Source organism: Pseudoalteromonas sp. OOF1S-7, from assembly GCF_022347765.1.
Taxonomy (GTDB): Bacteria; Pseudomonadota; Gammaproteobacteria; order Enterobacterales; family Alteromonadaceae; genus Pseudoalteromonas.
Genome location: NZ_JAKRFZ010000001.1, coordinates 125,016 through 143,066, shown reverse-complemented (window position 1 = coordinate 143,066; position 18,051 = coordinate 125,016). Strand labels below are relative to the sequence as shown.

General features: G+C 50.6%; 17 protein-coding genes and 1 riboswitch. Of the genes, 11 read left to right on the top strand and 6 right to left on the bottom strand.

Annotated elements, in window-relative coordinates:
- Positions 1 to 182 precede the first annotated feature (182 nt).
- The 5 genes from MHN33_RS00615 to MHN33_RS00595 are packed head-to-tail and all read right to left on the bottom strand — an operon-like array spanning position 183 to position 7,695.
- Positions 183 to 962, bottom strand: a complete 780-nt coding sequence (locus MHN33_RS00615) for a peptidylprolyl isomerase (RefSeq protein ID WP_239393229.1) — start codon at positions 960 to 962, stop codon at positions 183 to 185.
- 47 nt (positions 963 to 1,009) lie between these two features.
- Positions 1,010 to 1,690 carry a respiratory nitrate reductase subunit gamma gene (gene narI, locus MHN33_RS00610; RefSeq protein ID WP_239393228.1) on the bottom strand — a complete coding sequence of 227 codons (681 nt, stop codon included), beginning with the start codon at positions 1,688 to 1,690 and terminating at the stop codon, positions 1,010 to 1,012.
- A 10-nt stretch (positions 1,691 to 1,700) separates the two neighbouring features.
- Entirely contained in the window at positions 1,701 to 2,414 is a 714-nt protein-coding gene (narJ, locus tag MHN33_RS00605; RefSeq protein ID WP_239393227.1) for a nitrate reductase molybdenum cofactor assembly chaperone, read from the bottom strand.
- Between the two features lie 5 nt (positions 2,415 to 2,419).
- A complete protein-coding gene (gene narH, locus MHN33_RS00600) occupies positions 2,420 to 3,955 on the bottom strand; it encodes a nitrate reductase subunit beta (protein ID WP_239393226.1) in 1,536 nt (511 codons plus the stop codon).
- A gap of 14 nt (positions 3,956 to 3,969) precedes the next feature.
- The gene (locus MHN33_RS00595) at positions 3,970 to 7,695 is read right to left on the bottom strand and encodes a nitrate reductase subunit alpha (protein ID WP_239393225.1); all 3,726 of its coding nucleotides are present in this window, start codon (positions 7,693 to 7,695) and stop codon (positions 3,970 to 3,972) included.
- A gap of 266 nt (positions 7,696 to 7,961) precedes the next feature.
- On the opposite strand from MHN33_RS00595, the gene MHN33_RS00590 reads away from it, so the two are divergent.
- The 11 genes from MHN33_RS00590 to MHN33_RS00540 all read left to right on the top strand — a co-directional run bounded on the left by MHN33_RS00590 (position 7,962) and on the right by MHN33_RS00540 (position 17,778).
- Positions 7,962 to 9,785 (top strand): histidine kinase, encoded by a 1,824-nt coding sequence (locus MHN33_RS00590; protein WP_239393224.1) that lies wholly within the window; start codon positions 7,962 to 7,964, stop codon positions 9,783 to 9,785.
- 210 nt (positions 9,786 to 9,995) lie between these two features.
- Positions 9,996 to 11,642: an indolepyruvate/phenylpyruvate decarboxylase gene (gene ipdC / locus MHN33_RS00585; protein WP_239393223.1), complete on the top strand. Its 1,647-nt coding sequence runs from the start codon at positions 9,996 to 9,998 to the stop codon at positions 11,640 to 11,642.
- Positions 11,643 to 11,713: 71 nt separating this feature from the next.
- Positions 11,714 to 11,844: riboswitch (molybdenum cofactor riboswitch) on the top strand.
- Complete coding sequence (gene moaA, locus MHN33_RS00580) at positions 11,832 to 12,803, top strand: GTP 3',8-cyclase MoaA (RefSeq protein ID WP_239393222.1); 972 nt, start codon at positions 11,832 to 11,834, stop codon at positions 12,801 to 12,803. (Overlaps the previous riboswitch by 13 nt.)
- Before the next feature lies 1 nt (position 12,804).
- Entirely contained in the window at positions 12,805 to 13,371 is a 567-nt protein-coding gene (locus MHN33_RS00575; protein WP_239393221.1) for a molybdenum cofactor guanylyltransferase, read from the top strand.
- Entirely contained in the window at positions 13,359 to 13,910 is a 552-nt protein-coding gene (gene moaB / locus MHN33_RS00570; protein ID WP_239393220.1) for a molybdenum cofactor biosynthesis protein B, read from the top strand. Before MHN33_RS00575 ends, moaB begins: the two co-directional genes overlap by 13 nt.
- Positions 13,910 to 14,404 carry a cyclic pyranopterin monophosphate synthase MoaC gene (moaC, locus tag MHN33_RS00565; RefSeq protein WP_239393219.1) on the top strand — a complete coding sequence of 165 codons (495 nt, stop codon included), beginning with the start codon at positions 13,910 to 13,912 and terminating at the stop codon, positions 14,402 to 14,404. The genes moaB and moaC overlap by 1 nt, the downstream gene beginning before the upstream one ends.
- Complete coding sequence (gene moaD, locus MHN33_RS00560; protein WP_239393218.1) at positions 14,397 to 14,642, top strand: molybdopterin converting factor subunit 1; 246 nt, start codon at positions 14,397 to 14,399, stop codon at positions 14,640 to 14,642. The genes moaC and moaD overlap by 8 nt, the downstream gene beginning before the upstream one ends.
- Before the next feature lie 2 nt (positions 14,643 to 14,644).
- Entirely contained in the window at positions 14,645 to 15,112 is a 468-nt protein-coding gene (locus MHN33_RS00555; protein WP_239393217.1) for a molybdenum cofactor biosynthesis protein MoaE, read from the top strand.
- Entirely contained in the window at positions 15,109 to 15,852 is a 744-nt protein-coding gene (gene modA / locus MHN33_RS00550) for a molybdate ABC transporter substrate-binding protein (protein WP_239393216.1), read from the top strand. The genes MHN33_RS00555 and modA overlap by 4 nt, the downstream gene beginning before the upstream one ends.
- A gap of 4 nt (positions 15,853 to 15,856) precedes the next feature.
- A complete protein-coding gene (modB, locus tag MHN33_RS00545) occupies positions 15,857 to 16,558 on the top strand; it encodes a molybdate ABC transporter permease subunit (RefSeq protein WP_239393215.1) in 702 nt (233 codons plus the stop codon).
- 2 nt (positions 16,559 to 16,560) lie between these two features.
- On the top strand, positions 16,561 to 17,778 hold the full coding sequence (locus MHN33_RS00540; RefSeq protein ID WP_239393214.1) for an ATP-binding cassette domain-containing protein: 1,218 nt from the start codon (positions 16,561 to 16,563) through the stop codon (positions 17,776 to 17,778).
- Here MHN33_RS00540 and MHN33_RS00535 read toward each other — a convergent pair.
- Complete coding sequence (locus MHN33_RS00535; RefSeq protein WP_239393213.1) at positions 17,770 to 18,048, bottom strand: hypothetical protein; 279 nt, start codon at positions 18,046 to 18,048, stop codon at positions 17,770 to 17,772. The genes MHN33_RS00540 and MHN33_RS00535 overlap by 9 nt on opposite strands.
- Between the last annotated feature and the right edge of the window lie 3 nt (positions 18,049 to 18,051).

Below are 18,051 nucleotides of genomic sequence, written 5' to 3'. Positions count from 1 at the left end.
GTACAATATATGTAAAGGCAAGGGAGCTGCCTTTACATAAGATAATTGCATCACTGAGGTTAAGCCTCCGTCCTCTGGCACTGTGGTATAAACAAATTCCCGTTCATGATAACACCGAGTGATAACGGTGAATGTACGTCACATTGTTTGTGATGGTAACTACCCCCCGGAAATACAAACACTCATTGTACCAGCGGGCTGGTGCTGACGTTAAAATCAAACCCGTCTATTTTTGCCTCTGCAATTAAGCACTCTATGTATTGGGCAATGGCTTTGCGTTCCACCTTCTTATTCAGATAGTCCTTAATACGCAATTTTACTGCCTCATAGGGGAGCTGTTTACCCGCTTGTTTAAAGTCGACAAACACAATGTGGAAGCCAAAGCGGCTTTCCACGGGATGGTTTATCAAACCTTCATCGGCACTGAATACCTGACGTTCAAATTCACTGACGGTCTGACCTTTTGAGAGCTGTCCGAGTTGACCGCCAAGCCTGGCTGACTCGCATCTGGAATGTTGCCCGGCCAGTACACTAAATGATTCTCCTTTGTTGAGTGCTTCCAGAATGGACTCTGCGGTTTCCAGCGCGTTGGCTCTGGCATGCTCATCTTCTGCTGGTGCCGGTATTAAAATATGGCGGGCAGCAATTAAGGGGGAAGAACAAAACTTAGCCAGGTTCTGTTGGTAATAGTGCGCACATTCTTGCTCTGTTGCACAGGGAATTGCCACTTCGGCTTCAATCAGTAAGTTCAAAAGGGCATTTTGCTTTTGTTCTTCACTTTCCTGCTGCTCGTCTGTTTGCAGATGCAGCCCCAGCGCATCCAACCGCTGATTGAACAGCTCGCCTATGATCAGGCTTTCTGCTGCGTCTATCATGGCTGCACGGTGATCTTTTGCCGGATGATATTGCATCTCCTGGAGGATCTGTGCTTCGCTGATTGTTGTTTGGTTGACGGTAATCATAATTGACCTCAGCTAAAGCCCTGGCTGGCAGGGCTTATGTTTATGGGTTATTTGCTACGCACGACCTGGTAGTTCCGGGTCAGGTACTGAAGTGGCACACTGGCAATGTGGACCAGACGGCTGAACGGGAAGGCAACAAACAGTGTCATGCCCAGAAATACGTGCAGTTTGTAGATCCAATGCACATCAGAGATGGCTGCAGCAGCGGCGGTGCCATTAAAGGTCACCATGTTTTGCGCCCAGCTCATCAATTTCAGCATTTCGGTACCATCCATGTGGCCTGCGGAAACAAAGATCGACAACAGACCCAGAATGAGCTGAACATAAAGCAGCAGGAGAATTCCAATGTCCATGGTACTGCTGGTGGCACGAATGCGCGGATTAAACAAGCGGCGCTTTAGCAATATGGTCAGGCCATAAAAGCAAATCAATCCAAAAAAACCACCCAGGCCCATTGCTATCAGCTGTTTATGATTGGCTTCAATGCCCAGCAGGTGCCAGATCTCAGTGGGTGTCAGCAGACCAACAAAATGCCCGAGTAGTACCATGATGACACCGATGTGGAAGGCTCTGCTACCTTGCTTTAATTGCTTGCTTTCCAGCAGCTGACTGGAGCCTGTTTTCCATGTGAACTGCTCACGGTCATATCGGACTACCGAGCCAATGATAAAAATCGACAGGGCTATGTAGGGGTATATCCCAAATAGTAATGTATTTAAATAAGTCATAATGTACTCCTTAACTGGCCTGCTTGTTAAAGTCAGTCCAGGTCACTGGAACATGTTGATCTTTGCGTTGAGATTCACTGGGGCGATTGACTGCACTCGGGCAACTACTGGCATCCGGCGCACCAAAGGTGACGGCTTCTTCTTCCCATTCTTTGTCTATGGCCTGCTTGGTATCATCGCGTTTTTCACCATTGACCTGGTCGCGTAGTGCGCTCAGATCAATGGTGCTTTGTGCGATATCAAGTAACGACACAAACACAATGGCGTACTCGCTGTCGCGTTTTTCCAGTCGACATTGCAGCAGGGCCAATATGTGCTCTACTTCGCCCAGCCAGTGCCGGGCATTGTCTTCGCCCTGGGTTGCCAGAAACTCAAGAAACAAAGGGATGTAGTCGGGCAGTTCGTTTTGCGCCAGCGCCAGACCGGCTTGCTTGTACTGCTCAATTAAGTCGATCATCGCCTGACCACGGTCACGGCTTTCGCCGTGAACGTGTTCAAACAGCCAAAGCCCCAATGCGCGACCGCGCTCAAACAGGCCATCGTACTCTGCCTGCCATTCCATGACGTCTTTTGCGCATTGTGTTTCGATAAAAGCACAGAGCGCCTGACGTGTGTCGGGGCTGATCGAGCTCTCGTTGACAATCGCCAGCAGCTCTTCTTTCGCTGCAACAAACTCGGCTGATGGGTAGTCGAGCAAATGGGATAGTACACTTAATACTTGCATGGTCTTTACTCCGTTATCTCGACAGGGATGATTTGTTTACCGGTTTGTTTTTTACCGCCAAACAGGTTCACTCCGTTGTTGCCATCACTACAGCCGTTGCCAAAGCTGAACCCACAACCACTCTTCATGTCGTACGCATTTTCTGCATAGGATTTGTGGCTGGTTGGAATCACAAAGCGGTCTTCGTAGTTGGCAATCGCCATGTAGCGGTACATGTCTTCAACCTGTTCAGGGGTAAGGCCAACCTGTTTCAGTACTGCCAGATCTTCCTGTCCTTCAACTTGTTGTGCGCGTTTAAATGCCCGCATAGCAATCATGCGCTCCAGTGCTGTCACAACCGGCTTTTCATCGCCCGCAGTCAGTAAGTTGGCGAGATAGCGCAGTGGGATCCTCAGTGACTTCAGGTCCGGGATGACGCCCGCCATACCCACATGACCCGCTTCTACCGCTGTCTGAATAGGTGACAGGGGCGGAATGTACCACACCATTGGCAGGGTTCTGTATTCCGGGTGCAGGGGCAGGGCAACTTTCCAGTCCATCGCCATTTTGTACACCGGTGACTGGCATGCCGCTTCCAGCCAGCTGTCAGGAATGCCTTCTTCTCTGGCTGCTGCAATAACTTCTGGATCATGTGGGTCTAAGAACATACCCAGTTGAGCGGGGTACAGGTCTTGCTCATTGGGCGTATTAGCCACTTCTTCTACTTTATCTGCATCGTAAAGCAGCACGCCCAGATAGCGGATCCGGCCTACACAGGTTTCGGAGCACACTGTAGGTTGGCCAGCTTCAATACGCGGGAAGCAGAAAATACACTTCTCGGATTTACCGGTTTTCCAGTTGTAGTAGATTTTCTTGTAGGGGCACCCTGATACACACATGCGCCAGCCACGACACTTGTCCTGATCAATCAGCACAATGCCATCTTCTTCACGTTTGTAGATTGCACCAGATGGGCAACTCGCTACGCAGGCTGGGTTGATACAGTGTTCACACAGGCGTGGTAAGTACATCATAAAGGTCTTCTCAAACTGACCGTAAATGTCTTTTTGCACCACGTCGTCGAAGTTTTTGTCTTTCTTACGTTCAGAAAACTCAGTACCCAGAATTTCTTCCCAGTTCGGACCCCAGTTGATCTTTTCCATACGCTGCCCACTGATCAGTGAGCGCGGGCGCGCAACCGGCTGGTGTTTGCTGTCCGGCGCGTTGTGCAGGTGTTGGTAGTCAAAATCAAACGGTTCGTAATAATCGTCGATCTCGGGCAAGTCCGGGTTGGCAAAAATATTGGCCAGTAATCGACGTTTGTTACCCTGGCGAGGCTCAAGCGTGCCATTGCTGTTGCGTTTCCAGCCACCGTTCCACTTGCTCTGGTTTTCCCACTCTTTGGGGTAACCAATACCAGGTTTAGTTTCCACATTGTTAAACCAGGCGTACTCAACGCCTTCGCGGCTTGTCCAGACATTCTTACAGGTGATAGAACAGGTATGGCAGCCGATACATTTGTCCAGGTTTAAGACCATGCCTATTTGTGCACGTACTTTCATAATATTATCCTCGGCTACTCGTTATCTAACCAATCAACTTTGTCCATTTTACGGACAATGACAAACTCATCGCGGTTACAGCCCACAGTACCGTAATAGTTAAACCCATAGGCTTGTTGTGCATAGCCACCAATCATGTGTGTGGGTTTCATGACTGCGCGGGTCACCGAGTTATGGATACCGCCACGAGTACCTGTTACCTCGGAGCCCGGGGTGTTCACAATCCGTTCCTGTGCGTGATACATCATACTCATCCCTTCAGGAACTCGTTGAGAGACGACTGCCCGCGCGGCAATCGCACCGTTGACGTTAAAGACTTCAATCCAGTCGTTGTCTTTAATGCCGCCTTCTTTGGCATCGGTTTCACTGAGCCAGACAATGGGGCCACCACGGCTGAGTGTCAGCATCAACAGGTTGTCAGAGTAGGTTGAGTGAATTCCCCATTTCTGGTGTGGGGTGATCCAGTTAAGCGTTAACTCTTTATGACCATTGGGCTTTTTGCCCAGCAAGGGCTGCGTTGTTTTCAAGTTAATAGGGGGCTTGTACGACACCATGGTTTCACCAAAATCACGCATCCATTGGTGGTCCTGATAAAACTGCTGTCTGCCCGTAACGGTACGCCAGGGGATCAGCTCATGGACGTTGGTGTAGCCGGCGTTATAAGACACATGCTCATCTTCAAGACCTGACCAGGTCGGCGAGCTGATGATCTTACGCGGTTGCGCCTGAATATCCCTGAAACGGATTTTTTCCTCTTCTTTGGGGCGTGCCAGGTGCGTGTGGTCTCTGCCCGTAAACTCACCCAGTGCTTCCCAGGCTTTGACTGCGACCTGACCATTGGTCTCGGGTGCCAGGCTTAGAATCACTTCAGCGGCATCAATGGCAGTGTCAATTTTTGGGCGTCCTTTGTGTGGACCTTCCTCTGTGTGTTTGTAATTAAGTTCACCCAGGAACTCGACTTCTTTTTCGGTGTTCCAGTTGATCCCTTTACCGCCGTTGCCCAGCTTGTCCATTAACGGACCTAAAGAGGTGAAGCGGTTGTAGGTATTCGGGTAGTCCCGTTCAACCGGGATCATATTGGGCGCAGTTTCGCCCGGAATGAGGTCGCACTCGCCTTTCCACCACATTTTCACGCCATCAGGTTGCGCAAGTTCCCCTGGGGTGTCGTGCATCAGTGGCAAGGTCACCAGGTCGTTTTCAACACCCAGGTGTCCGTCGCACAGTTCAGAAAACTTCTTCGCAATGCCTTTGAAAATATCCCAGTCTGAACGTGACTCCCATACCGGATCGACCGCTTTCGACAGGGGGTGAATAAACGGGTGCATGTCCGAGGTATTCATATCGTCTTTTTCGTACCAGGTGGCCGTTGGCAGTACGATGTCGGAATACAGGCAGGTCGTTGACATACGGAAATCCAGCGTGACCCAGAGGTCCACTTTGCCTTCCGGTGCTTCATCACGCCACACTACGTCTTCTGGTTTTTTATCACCGCTTTCGCCCAGATCTTTGCCTTGCAGGCCGTGTTTGGTGCCCAAGAAGTGACGCAGCATGTATTCATGGCCTTTGCCCGAGGAACCAAGCAGGTTTGAGCGCCAGATAAACATGTTGTGCGGGAAGTTTTGCGGATTGTCCGGGTCTTCACAGGCAAATTTCAAATCACCCGATTTGAGCTGTTGCACTGCGTAGTCTTTTGCAGACATCCCTGCTTTTTCGGCGTCTTTGCACAGTTGTAACGGGTTCATTCCAAGCTGTGGTGCCGACGGCAGCCACCCCATGCGTTCTGCGCGGGTGTTGTAGTCAAGAATGGAGCCAGTCCAGTTGCTTTTGTCTGCCAAAGGCGAAAGGACTTCCGTCATTTCCAGTTTTTCGTAACGCCATTGATCTGAGTGGTTATAGAAGAATGAGGTGCCGTTCATCTGACGTGGCGGACGTTGCCAGTCCAGCCCGAATGCAAGAGGTAACCAGCCACATTGTGGACGCAGCTTCTCCTGTCCTACATAGTGTGCCCAGCCACCGCCGGTCTGACCGACGCATCCACATAGCATCAACATGTTGATAAGACCACGGTAGTTCATGTCCATGTTGTACCAGTGGTTCAGGCCAGCACCGACGATGACCATGCTGCGGCCACGTGTTTTGTCTGCATTGTCGGCAAACTCGCGCGCTATCTGAATAACATGCTCGGCGTTAACTCCGGTGATTTTCTCTTGCCAAGCCGGTGTATAGGGCACATCGTCATGAAGTGTTTTTGCGACGGCCGGATCGTTCAGGCCATTGTCGACGCCATAATGTGCAACCATCAAATCGAATACCGTGGCGACCTGCGCTTCACTGCCGTCTTGCAGTGTAATGGTTTTAACTGGTACCTTGCGAACCTGTACTTCATCATGCTCAGTGTGCTGGAAATAGCCATGTTCATGCGCCTGCCCACCAAAATACGGGAACAGTACGGATTCAACTTTGTCTGCGTGTTGTTTCAGGCTCAATGCCAGTTTAACTTCGTCTCCGGTTTTACCATCGCGTTGTTCAATGTTCCATTTGCCTTTTTCGCCCCAGCGGTATCCGATTGCGCCTGTTGGAGAGACCATGGAACCAGACGCCTCATCTATCCCGATGGTTTTCCATTTCGGGTTATTGTCCTGTCCCAGATTGTCAGCCAAGTCTGATGCTCTTAAGAATGCCCCCTGAGTGTAGCCTTTGTCGGTTTTATCCAGTACCACAAGCATTGGCATATCCGTGTAACGACGGACATAATCCGTGAAATACTCACTGGGTTTATCTATGTGGAACTCTTTCAAGATGACATGGCCGAACGCCATAGCCAGTGCCGCGTCAGTACCTTGTTTTGGTGCCAGCCACATGTCAGATAATTTTGAACACTCAGAGTAGTCGGAAGTGATGACGACGGTTTTGGTGCCTTTATATCGGACTTCTGTAAAGAAGTGCGCATCGGGCGTTCTCGTCTGGGGGACGTTTGAGCCCCAGGCGATAATATAGTTGGAGTTGTACCAATCGGCGGACTCAGGTACATCGGTCTGCTCCCCCCAGATCTGTGGGGACGCGGGGGGTAAATCGCAGTACCAGTCATAGAAGCTGAGACAGTGACCACCAATGAGTGACAGATAGCGCGAGCCTGCGGCATAGCTCACCATGCTCATTGCAGGAATGGGCGAGAATCCCATAATACGATCCGGACCGTATGTTTTTGCCGTATATACGTTGGATGCGGCAATAATTTCATTCACCTCATCCCACTGGGCGCGTACAAAGCCGCCTAACCCGCGCTTAGATTTATAGCTCTTCGCTTTTTCGGGGTCGGTAACAATGGAGGCCCATGCTTCAACGGGATCAGAGAAGTTCTGTTTCGCGTCTCGCCAAAGCTTTAGCAGAGCTTGACGGACTTTGGGGTATTTCAGTCGGTTGGCGCTATAGATATACCAGGAGTAGCTTGCGCCACGCGGGCAACCCCTTGGTTCGTGATTAGGTAAGTCAGGGCGGGTACGTGGGTAGTCTGTTTGCTGTGTTTCCCAGGTGACCAGGCCGTCTTTAACGTAAATTTTCCAGCTGCACGACCCTGTACAGTTTACCCCGTGCGTTGAACGTACAATTTTATCGTGTTGCCAGCGGCGGCGGTATCCGTCTTCCCAATCGCGATTTTCGTCGGTGGTAACACCGTGACCGCCAGCAAAGCTTTGCTCGTTGGTCTTGAAAAAGCGCATTTTATTTAAGAAATGGCTCATATCTTTACTCTCCTATCCTGCTTAATTTATGTGTGCTGCCAGGTGACACATTAATTAGGCAGGCAGCTACATTGCTCATCAAATATAGTGACATAGCCGTAAAGTAACTTGACGATGATCAAATTCTCAAGTTCTATAAAGTGCTGAAAAATATTGAAATACCTACAAAGTGGTAGAGTATTTTGTCGCGCTTTATGGCGAAATGATTGGTGTTGATAACATTCAAGCGTTATCGTCTATTGGTAGAAAATAAGTGGGTAATTATTGTGGGTATTCGGTTCCATGAACTAAAAAGTCGCTTCAAAGGCTCGGTGATGGTTTACATCAAGGGGTCTATTATTGGCGTGATTAGTCTGGCGATTTGTACTTTGTTTGCATCGTACTGGATAGCAGAGCTGGCAGATCTGGACGCCAGAGCGATTAATCTGAGTGGTTCATTGCGGATGGACGCCTATCAACTGGGCATGTTTGGTTTAGAGGGTCGCTCAGAACAAGTGAGCGAGCGGATTGTGCAGCTCGAGGAAAAGCTCAGAGACCCCATCTTTCAAAAGTTGCAAAGCGATGCTGAGATAAATCGACTGTGGTCTGATCTGGTTGAACACTGGGACAACGCATTAAAACCCGAGTTAATGAATTTACCCATCGAAGATCACTCCCAGTTCAATGAGCTGGTGGCTATGCATGCAACCTACGCCGATAACTTTGTCCTGGCGGTGCAAATGCACGCAGAAAGTAAAATCCGTTTACTGCGCACAATACAGGTTGCCGCCTTGTTCATTACCTTGCTGTTCGGCGCATTTATTCTGCATTTGATCAGCTTGCGGGTGGAAAAACCGTTGATCGAATTAACCCATGCAGCTTATGCCATCGGCAAAGGCAACTTTACTCACCAAATGAACCTCAAGGGCGATGATGAACTGGCCCTGTTAGCAGCCACGTTTAATCATACCAGTAGTGCCATCGCGTCAATGTATGGTCAGCTTGAAAGTCGCGTTAAAGAGCAAACCCAGGAGCTTGAAGTAAACAACCAGGCACTGACCTTTTTGTTTAAAACGGCAAGGCTGTTACTGGAATCCCAGGAAAACAAAATAGATCTGCAGCACGTGCTGGACGAGCTTGCCCAGTTAATTGAGATCGAGGATATCGAGTTATGTTTGATGACCGCCAGTGGCGATATACCTTATGTACAATTAAAACCTCAAACTGACAGCCATGGTCTCTGTGGGGCGAAAAACTGCGATAACTGTGATGGCAGTGGTGCATTTGTCGCATTGGCACAGCCCTCCACAATGCGGTTTCCGCTGGTTTACGGTTGCAATCATTATGGTGTCATCGTTGTGCGTGGGAAAAAGTGCTTTGAAGCAAACTCCTGGCAAATGCAACTGGTGCAATCGGTTGCTGATCAGGTGGCTTTGTCATTGAACTTGGATGTACAGCACGACCAGGAACGCCGTATTGCGTTATTAAATGAACGTACTGTAATTGCACGTGAACTGCACGATTCTCTGGCACAGGCTCTGTCTTATTTAAAAATTCAGGTTACCCGATTATCCAAAGCTCAGGAAAAGCAAAAATACGATTTACAGCCTCCCATAATTGACGAGCTGAAAATGGGGCTGGATTCAGCGTACCGCCAGTTGCGAGAATTACTGACGACATTTCGTCTTAAAATGGTCAGTGAAGGACTTGAAGCGGCCTTAGAGAAGACAATAGAGCAGTTATCTGAACAATCTAAAATGCAGTTCCACCTGAACTTTGCCATTCAACAAATTCCTTTGTCTCCAATGGAAGAGATCCATTTGCTGCAAATTGCGCGTGAGGCGTGTCAAAACACCGTCCATCACAGTAAGGGAAACAATGTCTGGGTTGATCTACAGGTCACTGAGGACAAGCGACTTCAGCTGGTTGTAGCCGACGATGGTGTGGGCATCGCAAGTGGATCGGAAAAACTCAATCACTATGGGATGGCCATTATGCAGGAGAGAGCCAAGCACCTGCACGGTGAGCTGTTTATTGTCCCCAGGGCTGAGAGAGGGACCGAAGTAAAGCTGCTATTTCAACCCGTTGGTGGCGGCCAGAATTATCATTGAGCACTAAAAGAGTCACTGAATTGAGGTGTGGTTACTTCTTTGTGAAGACTCACCACAGCTATGATTTTTCCTCTGTAGGTAGAAAAAAGGGAGCTATCAGCGCATTGGGGGTAGTGTGATTTACAGACAATTCTGAATTGAGCTAAATCAATATCCGATCATTTTGGTTCTGGCAAGGTGTCCCGAAATTGATGTCTATCGGAGGTGATTATGACGCTCGCTCGCACTTTATTAACTATGCTCAAAAGCGCTGGGGCAAAACAAGTCTGGGGGATCCCCGGAGATTTTATATTGCCTTTTTTCCGTGAAATGGAACAAAGTCAAATCCTGCCTGTGTACTCCCTCAGTCATGAACCCAGTGTGGCATTCGCAGCAGACGCCAGCGGGCGATTGCACGATGGCATTGGGGTACTTGCCGTGACTTACGGTGCCGGAGCACTGAACAGTGTTAACGCTGTTGCGCAGGCATACGCCGAACGCTCTCCCTTAGTGGTAGTTGCTGGCGTCCCTTCGCAAAGCGAAATGGAAATGGGCTTACAGTTACACCATCAGGTTAAGTCAATCGACAGCCAGGCCCATATCTTTAAAGAGATCACCTGTGCCCAGATCCGGCTGGACGATATCAGCCAGGCACCCAGGCAAATCGCTCAGATACTGTGCACCTGCAAAGAACAATCACAACCGGTATTGATTGAGATACCGCGGAATCTGTCAGCGGTACCTTGTGATACGGGTCACTCAGGTTTGCTGAACATGTTACAGGCAAATTCCGAAGTGGCTTCGATAGAAAAATGTGTTCAGGACTTACAGCAAGTCATTGGCAGTGCAAAACGACCCGTTGTGCTAGTGGGGGTAGAGGTCAAACGCTATGACCTGGAGGGCGTATTGTGTCAGTGGCTCAACAAATTGGCAGTTCCCTGTTACACCACCTTGATGGGCAAAGGCATCGCGGCTGAGCAAGAAAACTCGCCGGTTAAAGGCACCTACCTGGGAGACGCCGGCGATCCTCATATTGCAGCGATTGTTGAGCAGTCTGATCTGGTGATTATGGTCGGAGCGATACTGTCTGACAGCAATTTTGCGATAAGCGCCGAAACCTTGTCCGGTCGCCAGGCCGTATTTATTCAACACCGCGAAGTCAACCTTGGCCACTACAGCTATCACGGGATCGCATTAACCGCCGTGTTATCAAAGTTGGCGGATCTGGCTGAGTGCAAAAATTGGGACATGCATCACCCACACCACGTGGTTGAACAGCAAAGCCCGGATGTACCCGATGGGACTATCGCCCCTATGATGATTGCCGAGACGCTCAACCGCTGCTTTGAACGCTATGAACAGCTGCCCGTTGCCAGCGATGTGGGCGACTGTTTGTTTGTCAGTCAGGGTGTAGAAAACAGCGCGGTGGTGGCACCGGGTTACTATGCTTCGATGGGTTTTGGAGTGCCTGCCGGTTTTGGCATTCAGGCAACCACTGGCCGGCGGCCTGTTGTGTTGGTCGGAGATGGTGCGTTTCAGATGACGGGGATGGAGCTTGGACATTGTCGTCGTTATGGCTTTACGCCCATTGTTGTGGTGCTGAACAACCAGGGCTGGGAAATGATCCGCGCGTTTGCCCCTGACAGTCAGGCGGCTGATTTAGGGCTGTGGCCGTTTGCAGAAATGGCGGTGCTGTGGGGGGGCAGGGGGATCAGAGTTTCAACTCCAGATGAGCTAGCGTGCGCGTTGAATAGTGCATTCGAAGATCCTGCTCAGTTTTATCTGATCGATGTACAAATACCAAAAGGGTGCATGACACCCAGTCTTTCACACTTCGCTAAGGTTTTGACCAGTAAACAAAATATGGCGAGATCTTAAGCGCCTACCCATTCTGGGGTAGGTCAACTGCCCCTTCTTTTGTATGGTGTGCCCGGCTGATAGCCACTATTCTGGGCATCATACGCCGAAGTATACTCACCTAAACCCAAACGGGCATGGTGAGTATACCGTGGTTTACCACCGGGTTTGCCAAGAAATTGTCAGGCCTCCCGATTTGGAAAGGCTAACATGCTGCAAGATTCGTTTAACCGAAAGTTTACCTATTTGCGTTTGTCGGTCACGGAAGTCTGTAATTTCAAATGTAATTACTGTCTGCCGGATGGCTATGAATGCGAGACTCGTCCGACTACGCTGACCCTGGCGCAAACGCACACGCTACTGCGGGCATTTGCGATGGTCGGTACCAAAAAAGTGCGTTTAACCGGTGGTGAGCCAACCTTGCGCAAAGAGTTACCTGACATCGTGGCCCTGTGTAACGACACGCCGGGCATTGAGTCTGTGGCACTCACTTCAAACGGCTATCGCTTGGCGCGAAAACTGCCCAGGCTGGTTGATGCGGGCCTCACCGCGCTCAACTTGAGTGCAGACAGCCTCAGCCCTTACACGTTTTCTCAAATAACGGGCAGCAACAGCCTGGATGAGGTATTGCGTTGCATTGATTTGGCATTTGAGCTGGGACTGAAAAAAGTAAAGCTAAATGCGGTGTTACTGAAGCAGTACAACGGTGCACAGCTAACGCAATTTCTTAATTTTATTAAAGACAAACCGGTCACTTTTCGCTTCATTGAACTCATGCGAACGCTTGATAACGCCGCGTATTTTAACGCGCAGCATGTGTCCGGGCAAAGTATCCGTACCACACTGGAAAACAGCGGGTGGCAAATGCAACCCAAGGGGCCGGATGCCGGGCCAGCGGTGGAGTTTTGTCACCCAGACTATGCCGGTCAGGTAGGCTTAATTATGCCTTACAGTCAGGATTTTTGTGCCAGCTGTAATCGCTTGCGGGTGTCAGCCGACGGCAAACTGCACTTGTGTTTGTTTGGCGATGCCAATGATGATTTAACCCCCTGGCTTGACGATGGCGATGCCACAGGTCTGGCAACCTATTTGTCCAATCGCGTTTTGACCAAATGGCAGGGGCATCAATTGCACCTTGGCAAGTCCGGCATGACCAGGCATCTGGCGATGTTGGGGGGGTAATATGCTACTGGGTATTATTCTGGCGGGCGGTCAGTCGCACCGTATGGGCACCGATAAGGCCACATTATGCTGGCAAGGCGACACCTTGTTATCTCACGCACAGCAACTGCTGTTGGCTGTGGGGTGCGATCAGGTGCTGATCAGCCGCAATGGCCTCGGTTATGTGCAGGATATTTATACCGGGAAAGGGCCACTGGCCGGTATTCATGCATGCCTTGAGCAGCAAGTATGCGATGAAGCGGTGGTTATTCCAATCGATATGCCACTGTTGTCCAGTGCTTGTCTTAGCGCACTGATTAATCAAGGTCGCACGGCGCAGCATAGCTGTCATTACGCTGACTCAGTACTACCTTGTTATCTTTCAGATTATTCGCTGGCGCTGACGCAGTGCCGCAGCCAGCTAAGTCAGTCGCGTTTATCTGTGCGGGGCTTTCTCGGTGCCATCGCAGCATCCGTTATAGAGGGTGAGCAGCCCCATAGCGAACTGACCTTAATGAATACCAATACACCCGAGCAGTGGGCGTGTGCACAACAAATCATGCAACAGGAGACAGTATGGGCCGTGTAAAACCAGAACACTTTATACCGCTGAACATCGCCATCTTAACGGTGAGCAATCGCCGCACTTTAATTGATGACACGGCGGGTGATCTGTTACAGGAACGAATTGGCAGTGCAGGACATAGTGTGTCTGACAGGCTGGTTGTTCGTGCCGACAAATATCATATCCGCGCCGCCATCAGCAACTGGGTTGTCAGTGCCGACATACAAGTGATTGTGGTGTCGGGCGGAACGGGTTTGACCGACGATGATGTCACACCTGAAGCCATCGAGGTGTTATTTGACAAAAAAGTAGAAGGGTTTGGCGAGCTATTCCGTCAGTGCTCCTTGCGTCAGATTGGCTATTCCACCTTGCAGTCGCGTGCGACAGCGGGCCTGGCCAACAAAACCTTGATCGTTGCGCTGCCCGGCAGCCCGCGGGCCTGTGAGCTGGCCTGGGATGAAATGCTCAGTTCACAGCTGGATGCACGTCAGGGTCCCTGCAATTTTGCACCCCATCTGAAAGCAACAGATGCGGATGCGTGTACATCAAGGGAGCGCAACTAATGGGATTAACGCATATAGATCAGCATGGTCATGCCGCGATGGTGGATGTCGCCGATAAACCCGTCACAGTCAGGGAAGCCAGCGCGCAAGCCTGCGTTGAGATGAAGCCAGAGACGCTGCAATTAGTCAGTCAAAATCTGCTAAAGAAAGGCGATGTACTGGGCGTTGCCCGGATCGCCGGAATACAGGCGGCAAAGAAAACCTCAGATCTGATCCCGCTGTGTCATCCGCTGGCACTCAGTAAAGTGTCTGTTGAGTTTAAGCTGGACACAGAAAAATCACAGATATGGGTGTTTAGTTACTGCAAACTGGCAGGCCAAACCGGTGTTGAGATGGAGGCGTTGGCCGCAGCTTCCGTTGCATCGCTGACCATCATAGATATGTGTAAAGCGGTAGACCAGGACATGGTGATCTCCGGGTTGTGTGTGACACACAAGTCAGGGGGTCGACGCGGGGTATATCAACGAGTAAGTGAGGTCAGTGATCATGAATAAAATTCTGTTTTTTGCCCAGCTGCGCGAACGACTGGAGTGCGACGAACTCGACCTGGATGTTGCCGGGCTCAGCGTCGGCGAGCTGCGTCAGCAGCTGGCACAAAAGAATAAACGCTGGCAAAAGTGGCTGCTCGACAAAGACGTACTGGTGGCGGTTAATCAGGCGTTAGTCGCCGCAGACAGCCGTATTGGCGAGGGTGATGAAGTGGCGATGTTTCCGCCTGTGACCGGGGGGTAGCGATGATCCGTGTACAACAAGCCGATTTTGATATGAACCAGGAATATCAGGCACTGATCAGCGACAATAGCAGCTCCGGTGCTGTGGTGATGTTTGTTGGCCGGGTGCGGGATGTAAATCAGGGTCATCAGATAGATGAATTGTATCTGGAGCACTACCCCGAAATGACGAACAAGTACTTATCACAGCTGGAGCGGCAGGCTCGGGCGCTTTGGCCACTTGAAAACGTGTCGGTTATTCATCGCGTTGGTCCTTTGCAGTTAGAAGACAAAATTGTGCTGGTTGGCGTGTCGAGTGTACACCGGGAAGCGGCATTCGAAGCCGCTCAATATCTGATGGATTTATTGAAAACCAATGCACCATTTTGGAAAAAAGAAGTGATCGAAGGCGGACACAACCGCTGGGTTGAGGCGAATCACAAAGATACCATTGCCGCAGCGCAGTGGGCTGAAGTTGAGAGGTTAGCGTGAGCAGATCTGGCGTCGGACACAGTTACACAGCGATAGGCGTGGTTGTATTACTGCTGCTGTTTGTGCCTTTGACAGAGGCCAAACCGACGCGCCTGACTCTTGCCTGCGCAGCTAATTTCAGTGCCACCATGAACAAGCTGGTCACGCTGTTTGAGCTGCAAACCAAAGAGGTTATGGATATTCGTGTGTCCGTTGGATCGTCTGGTTCACTGGCTACCCAGATCCAACATGGTGCGCCCTATGATGTATTTTTATCTGCCGACAAGCACTATGTCGAGTTACTGACGCAAGCTGGGTTTGGTCATGACAGGGCCCGCTATGCCATGGGTGAGCTGGTGTTGTATTCACTCGATAAATCGCCCCACGGGTTGGAGCAGGTGCTGATGAATACCACAAAAGCCACGGTTGCCATTGCCAACCCAAAGCATGCGCCGTATGGTCGCGCGGCACAGCAGATCCTGCAACGCCACAGTGCAACGCCAAAGCGGCTGGTGAAAGGCACCTCTGTGTTACAGGCGTTTCAGTATGTCGAAAGTGGCCATGCTCGGTACGGCTTGATTGCCAAAAGTTTATTAAAACCGGGATTTAAGGGGCAGTGGTTCGACATTCCCGCACATTGGTATGACCCCATTGAACAGCACGCGTTGCTGTTGGCTGAGCACCCGGCAGCCAGGGCATTCTTTGATTTTATTCAAAGCGATGATGCGCAGCAGCTGATCAAGGCATCAGGGTATCGGTGAGCGTATGTCCGACACAGATTTACAGGCAACGATCCTGACGCTACAGCTGGCAAGTGTGACCACCCTTTGTCTGCTGCTGATCTGTGTGCCAGGCGCCTATTATCTGGCGCGCAGCCGCAGTGTGGTAAAGCCTTTTATTGAGACCCTGGTCACCTTGCCACTGGTGCTGCCTCCAACGGTAATGGGGTATTATTTCTTAGTGCTGTTTTCTCCTAATGACGGGCTTGGGTTGTGGTTACGTGACACCCTGGGCATAGAGCTGGTGTTTAGTTTTTCGGGCATCTGGCTTGCGTCGATGATTTACAGCCTCCCCTTTACGTTCAGACCACTGCAAAGTGCTTTTGAGCAATTGCCGAAAGATCTGTACAACGCCGCTGCGCTGCTGGGGTTTTCTCCCTGGCAACAATTCAGGCAGGTGATATTGCCAGCCATAAAACCGGCTCTGTATACGGCTGCAACGCTGAGCTTTGCCCATACCATAGGTGAGTTTGGTGCCATTCTCATGATTGGCGGTAACATTGTAGGGGAGACTCAGGTGCTGTCTTTGGCGTTGTTTGACCACGCAGAAAGTTTAGATTTTCAGGCGGCAGAACAACTGGCGCTACTGATGCTGGCGTTTTCATTTAGCGTTGTGTTTGCCTGTCAGTGGTGGCAAAAGCAAAGTGCCTATGTGGGGTATACCTCACGCTGTCAGGTCAGGGGGTAGCCATGCTGAGCGCGATCCTAAACACGTTTAAATATACTGAGTCTGTATCAGAGCACAGACGAGATTGTCGAAGCACAGGCTCGGCCACGATTGACGTGCAGGTCAGTTTACCAGTGTCACAGCGTTTCAGTTGCACGTTGCTCAGCGGCCAGGTTGGTGTCTTGTTGGCGCCGAGCGGGGCGGGGAAAACCTCCCTGTTCAATGCGCTGGCGGGGTTGAGCCCTGCAACGGGTTCCATTCAGGTCGGGAGCAAGGGAGATGAACAAATAGACTTACCTGCATATCAACGGCGTATCGCTTATGTGACCCAGTCCCCGACTTTGTTTGGCCACCTCTCGATACAAGCTTTATTGAATTTGGTGTCTGCTGAGCAAAAGAACCCATTTGATGTGTCATGGGCGGTTGAGTTATTGAACCTCAGCGGTGTATTGCACTTACGCGCTCAGCAGCTGAGTGGAGGTCAGCAGCAACGGGTGGCGCTGTTACTGGCAATGATCAAAGGTGCGCCTCTACTGCTACTGGATGAAGTCTTGAGCGGACAGGATCACACCATGAAACACGCCTGTATTGCGCTTATAAAGGAATTCCTGAAGCAGACAAATGCCGCTGCACTGATGGTGTGTCATCAGATGGAAGACGCACTGGCACTGGCCGATAAGGCATTGGTGCTCCAAGACGATGGGAGTTGTAAACACTGGCAGGCGATGCCTGTTGGTGCTGGTCTGCACCTGTATCAACACCAGCTGTTGGCATCTGCTCAGGGGAGTTCAAACGGGAGGGAGAACCATGCCAGTGAGTTTTTATCTGTTGTGCAGGCGACCACATTGACGCATCGCGCATCACTTGGGCTGACCGAATATCGGCTGAACGGGCAGGCCTGTTTCAGTGTTCATACGCCCCACACCAAGCCCGGGCAGGTAGTGTCATTGGTCCTCAAGGCCAATCGGGTTGGCCTGTCCAGGACGATTATGCCAGACAGCAGTTTTGTCAATCAATGGCTGGCTACCATCACCAGTACGCGTGAAATCGTGTGGCAGGGCGAGCAGGGCATGCTGATCGATGTTAAATTGGTGAGCAGAGACGACAGCGATGTAGCACAGTGCAATGACCTGTCTGTCTGGATAACCCGTCTGTCTTTCAATCAGCTAAAACCCGCCGTCAACGAGCCCTGGTATCTCATCAGTAAAGCCGACGCACTGAGTTTTAACAGCCTACATTAAGCGGTTGCGTACCAAACCGCGTTTAACGTTTTTACACAGCTTAGCGAAACGTCTGATGTCATCAAACTGGGGAATCACACCACAGTTGAGCTGGTGCTCCCAGTAGGTTAAATCAGTATCCACTAATTCCATGAGTTTTTTCGGGCAGCCGACACAGGAGGTGTTGGTACCACAGAAGAAGGTATCCGGCTCATAGAGCGGCAATTCTTTTTTGACTTGCTCGATGAGTAACCGCATTGCGGTTACTCTGTCGGGCTTACGGGGGCGCATTGT

What these genes read in the sequence shown, in the direction of transcription:
- narI (WP_239393228.1), bottom strand. Translation starts at nt 1,690, where the DNA reads ATGACTTATTTAAATACATTACTATTTGGGATATACCCCTACATAGCC.
- moaC (WP_239393219.1), top strand. Translation starts at nt 13,910, where the DNA reads ATGGGATTAACGCATATAGATCAGCATGGTCATGCCGCGATGGTGGAT.
- MHN33_RS00575 (WP_239393221.1), top strand. Translation starts at nt 12,805, where the DNA reads ATGCTACTGGGTATTATTCTGGCGGGCGGTCAGTCGCACCGTATGGGC.
- narH (WP_239393226.1), bottom strand. Translation starts at nt 3,955, where the DNA reads ATGAAAGTACGTGCACAAATAGGCATGGTCTTAAACCTGGACAAATGT.
- MHN33_RS00540 (WP_239393214.1), top strand. Translation starts at nt 16,561, where the DNA reads ATGCTGAGCGCGATCCTAAACACGTTTAAATATACTGAGTCTGTATCA.
- ipdC (WP_239393223.1), top strand. Translation starts at nt 9,996, where the DNA reads ATGACGCTCGCTCGCACTTTATTAACTATGCTCAAAAGCGCTGGGGCA.
- narJ (WP_239393227.1), bottom strand. Translation starts at nt 2,414, where the DNA reads ATGCAAGTATTAAGTGTACTATCCCATTTGCTCGACTACCCATCAGCC.
- MHN33_RS00615 (WP_239393229.1), bottom strand. Translation starts at nt 962, where the DNA reads ATGATTACCGTCAACCAAACAACAATCAGCGAAGCACAGATCCTCCAG.
- MHN33_RS00595 (WP_239393225.1), bottom strand. Translation starts at nt 7,695, where the DNA reads ATGAGCCATTTCTTAAATAAAATGCGCTTTTTCAAGACCAACGAGCAA.
- MHN33_RS00555 (WP_239393217.1), top strand. Translation starts at nt 14,645, where the DNA reads ATGATCCGTGTACAACAAGCCGATTTTGATATGAACCAGGAATATCAG.
- moaD (WP_239393218.1), top strand. Translation starts at nt 14,397, where the DNA reads ATGAATAAAATTCTGTTTTTTGCCCAGCTGCGCGAACGACTGGAGTGC.
- moaB (WP_239393220.1), top strand. Translation starts at nt 13,359, where the DNA reads ATGGGCCGTGTAAAACCAGAACACTTTATACCGCTGAACATCGCCATC.
- moaA (WP_239393222.1), top strand. Translation starts at nt 11,832, where the DNA reads ATGCTGCAAGATTCGTTTAACCGAAAGTTTACCTATTTGCGTTTGTCG.
- MHN33_RS00535 (WP_239393213.1), bottom strand. Translation starts at nt 18,048, where the DNA reads ATGCGCCCCCGTAAGCCCGACAGAGTAACCGCAATGCGGTTACTCATC.
- modB (WP_239393215.1), top strand. Translation starts at nt 15,857, where the DNA reads ATGTCCGACACAGATTTACAGGCAACGATCCTGACGCTACAGCTGGCA.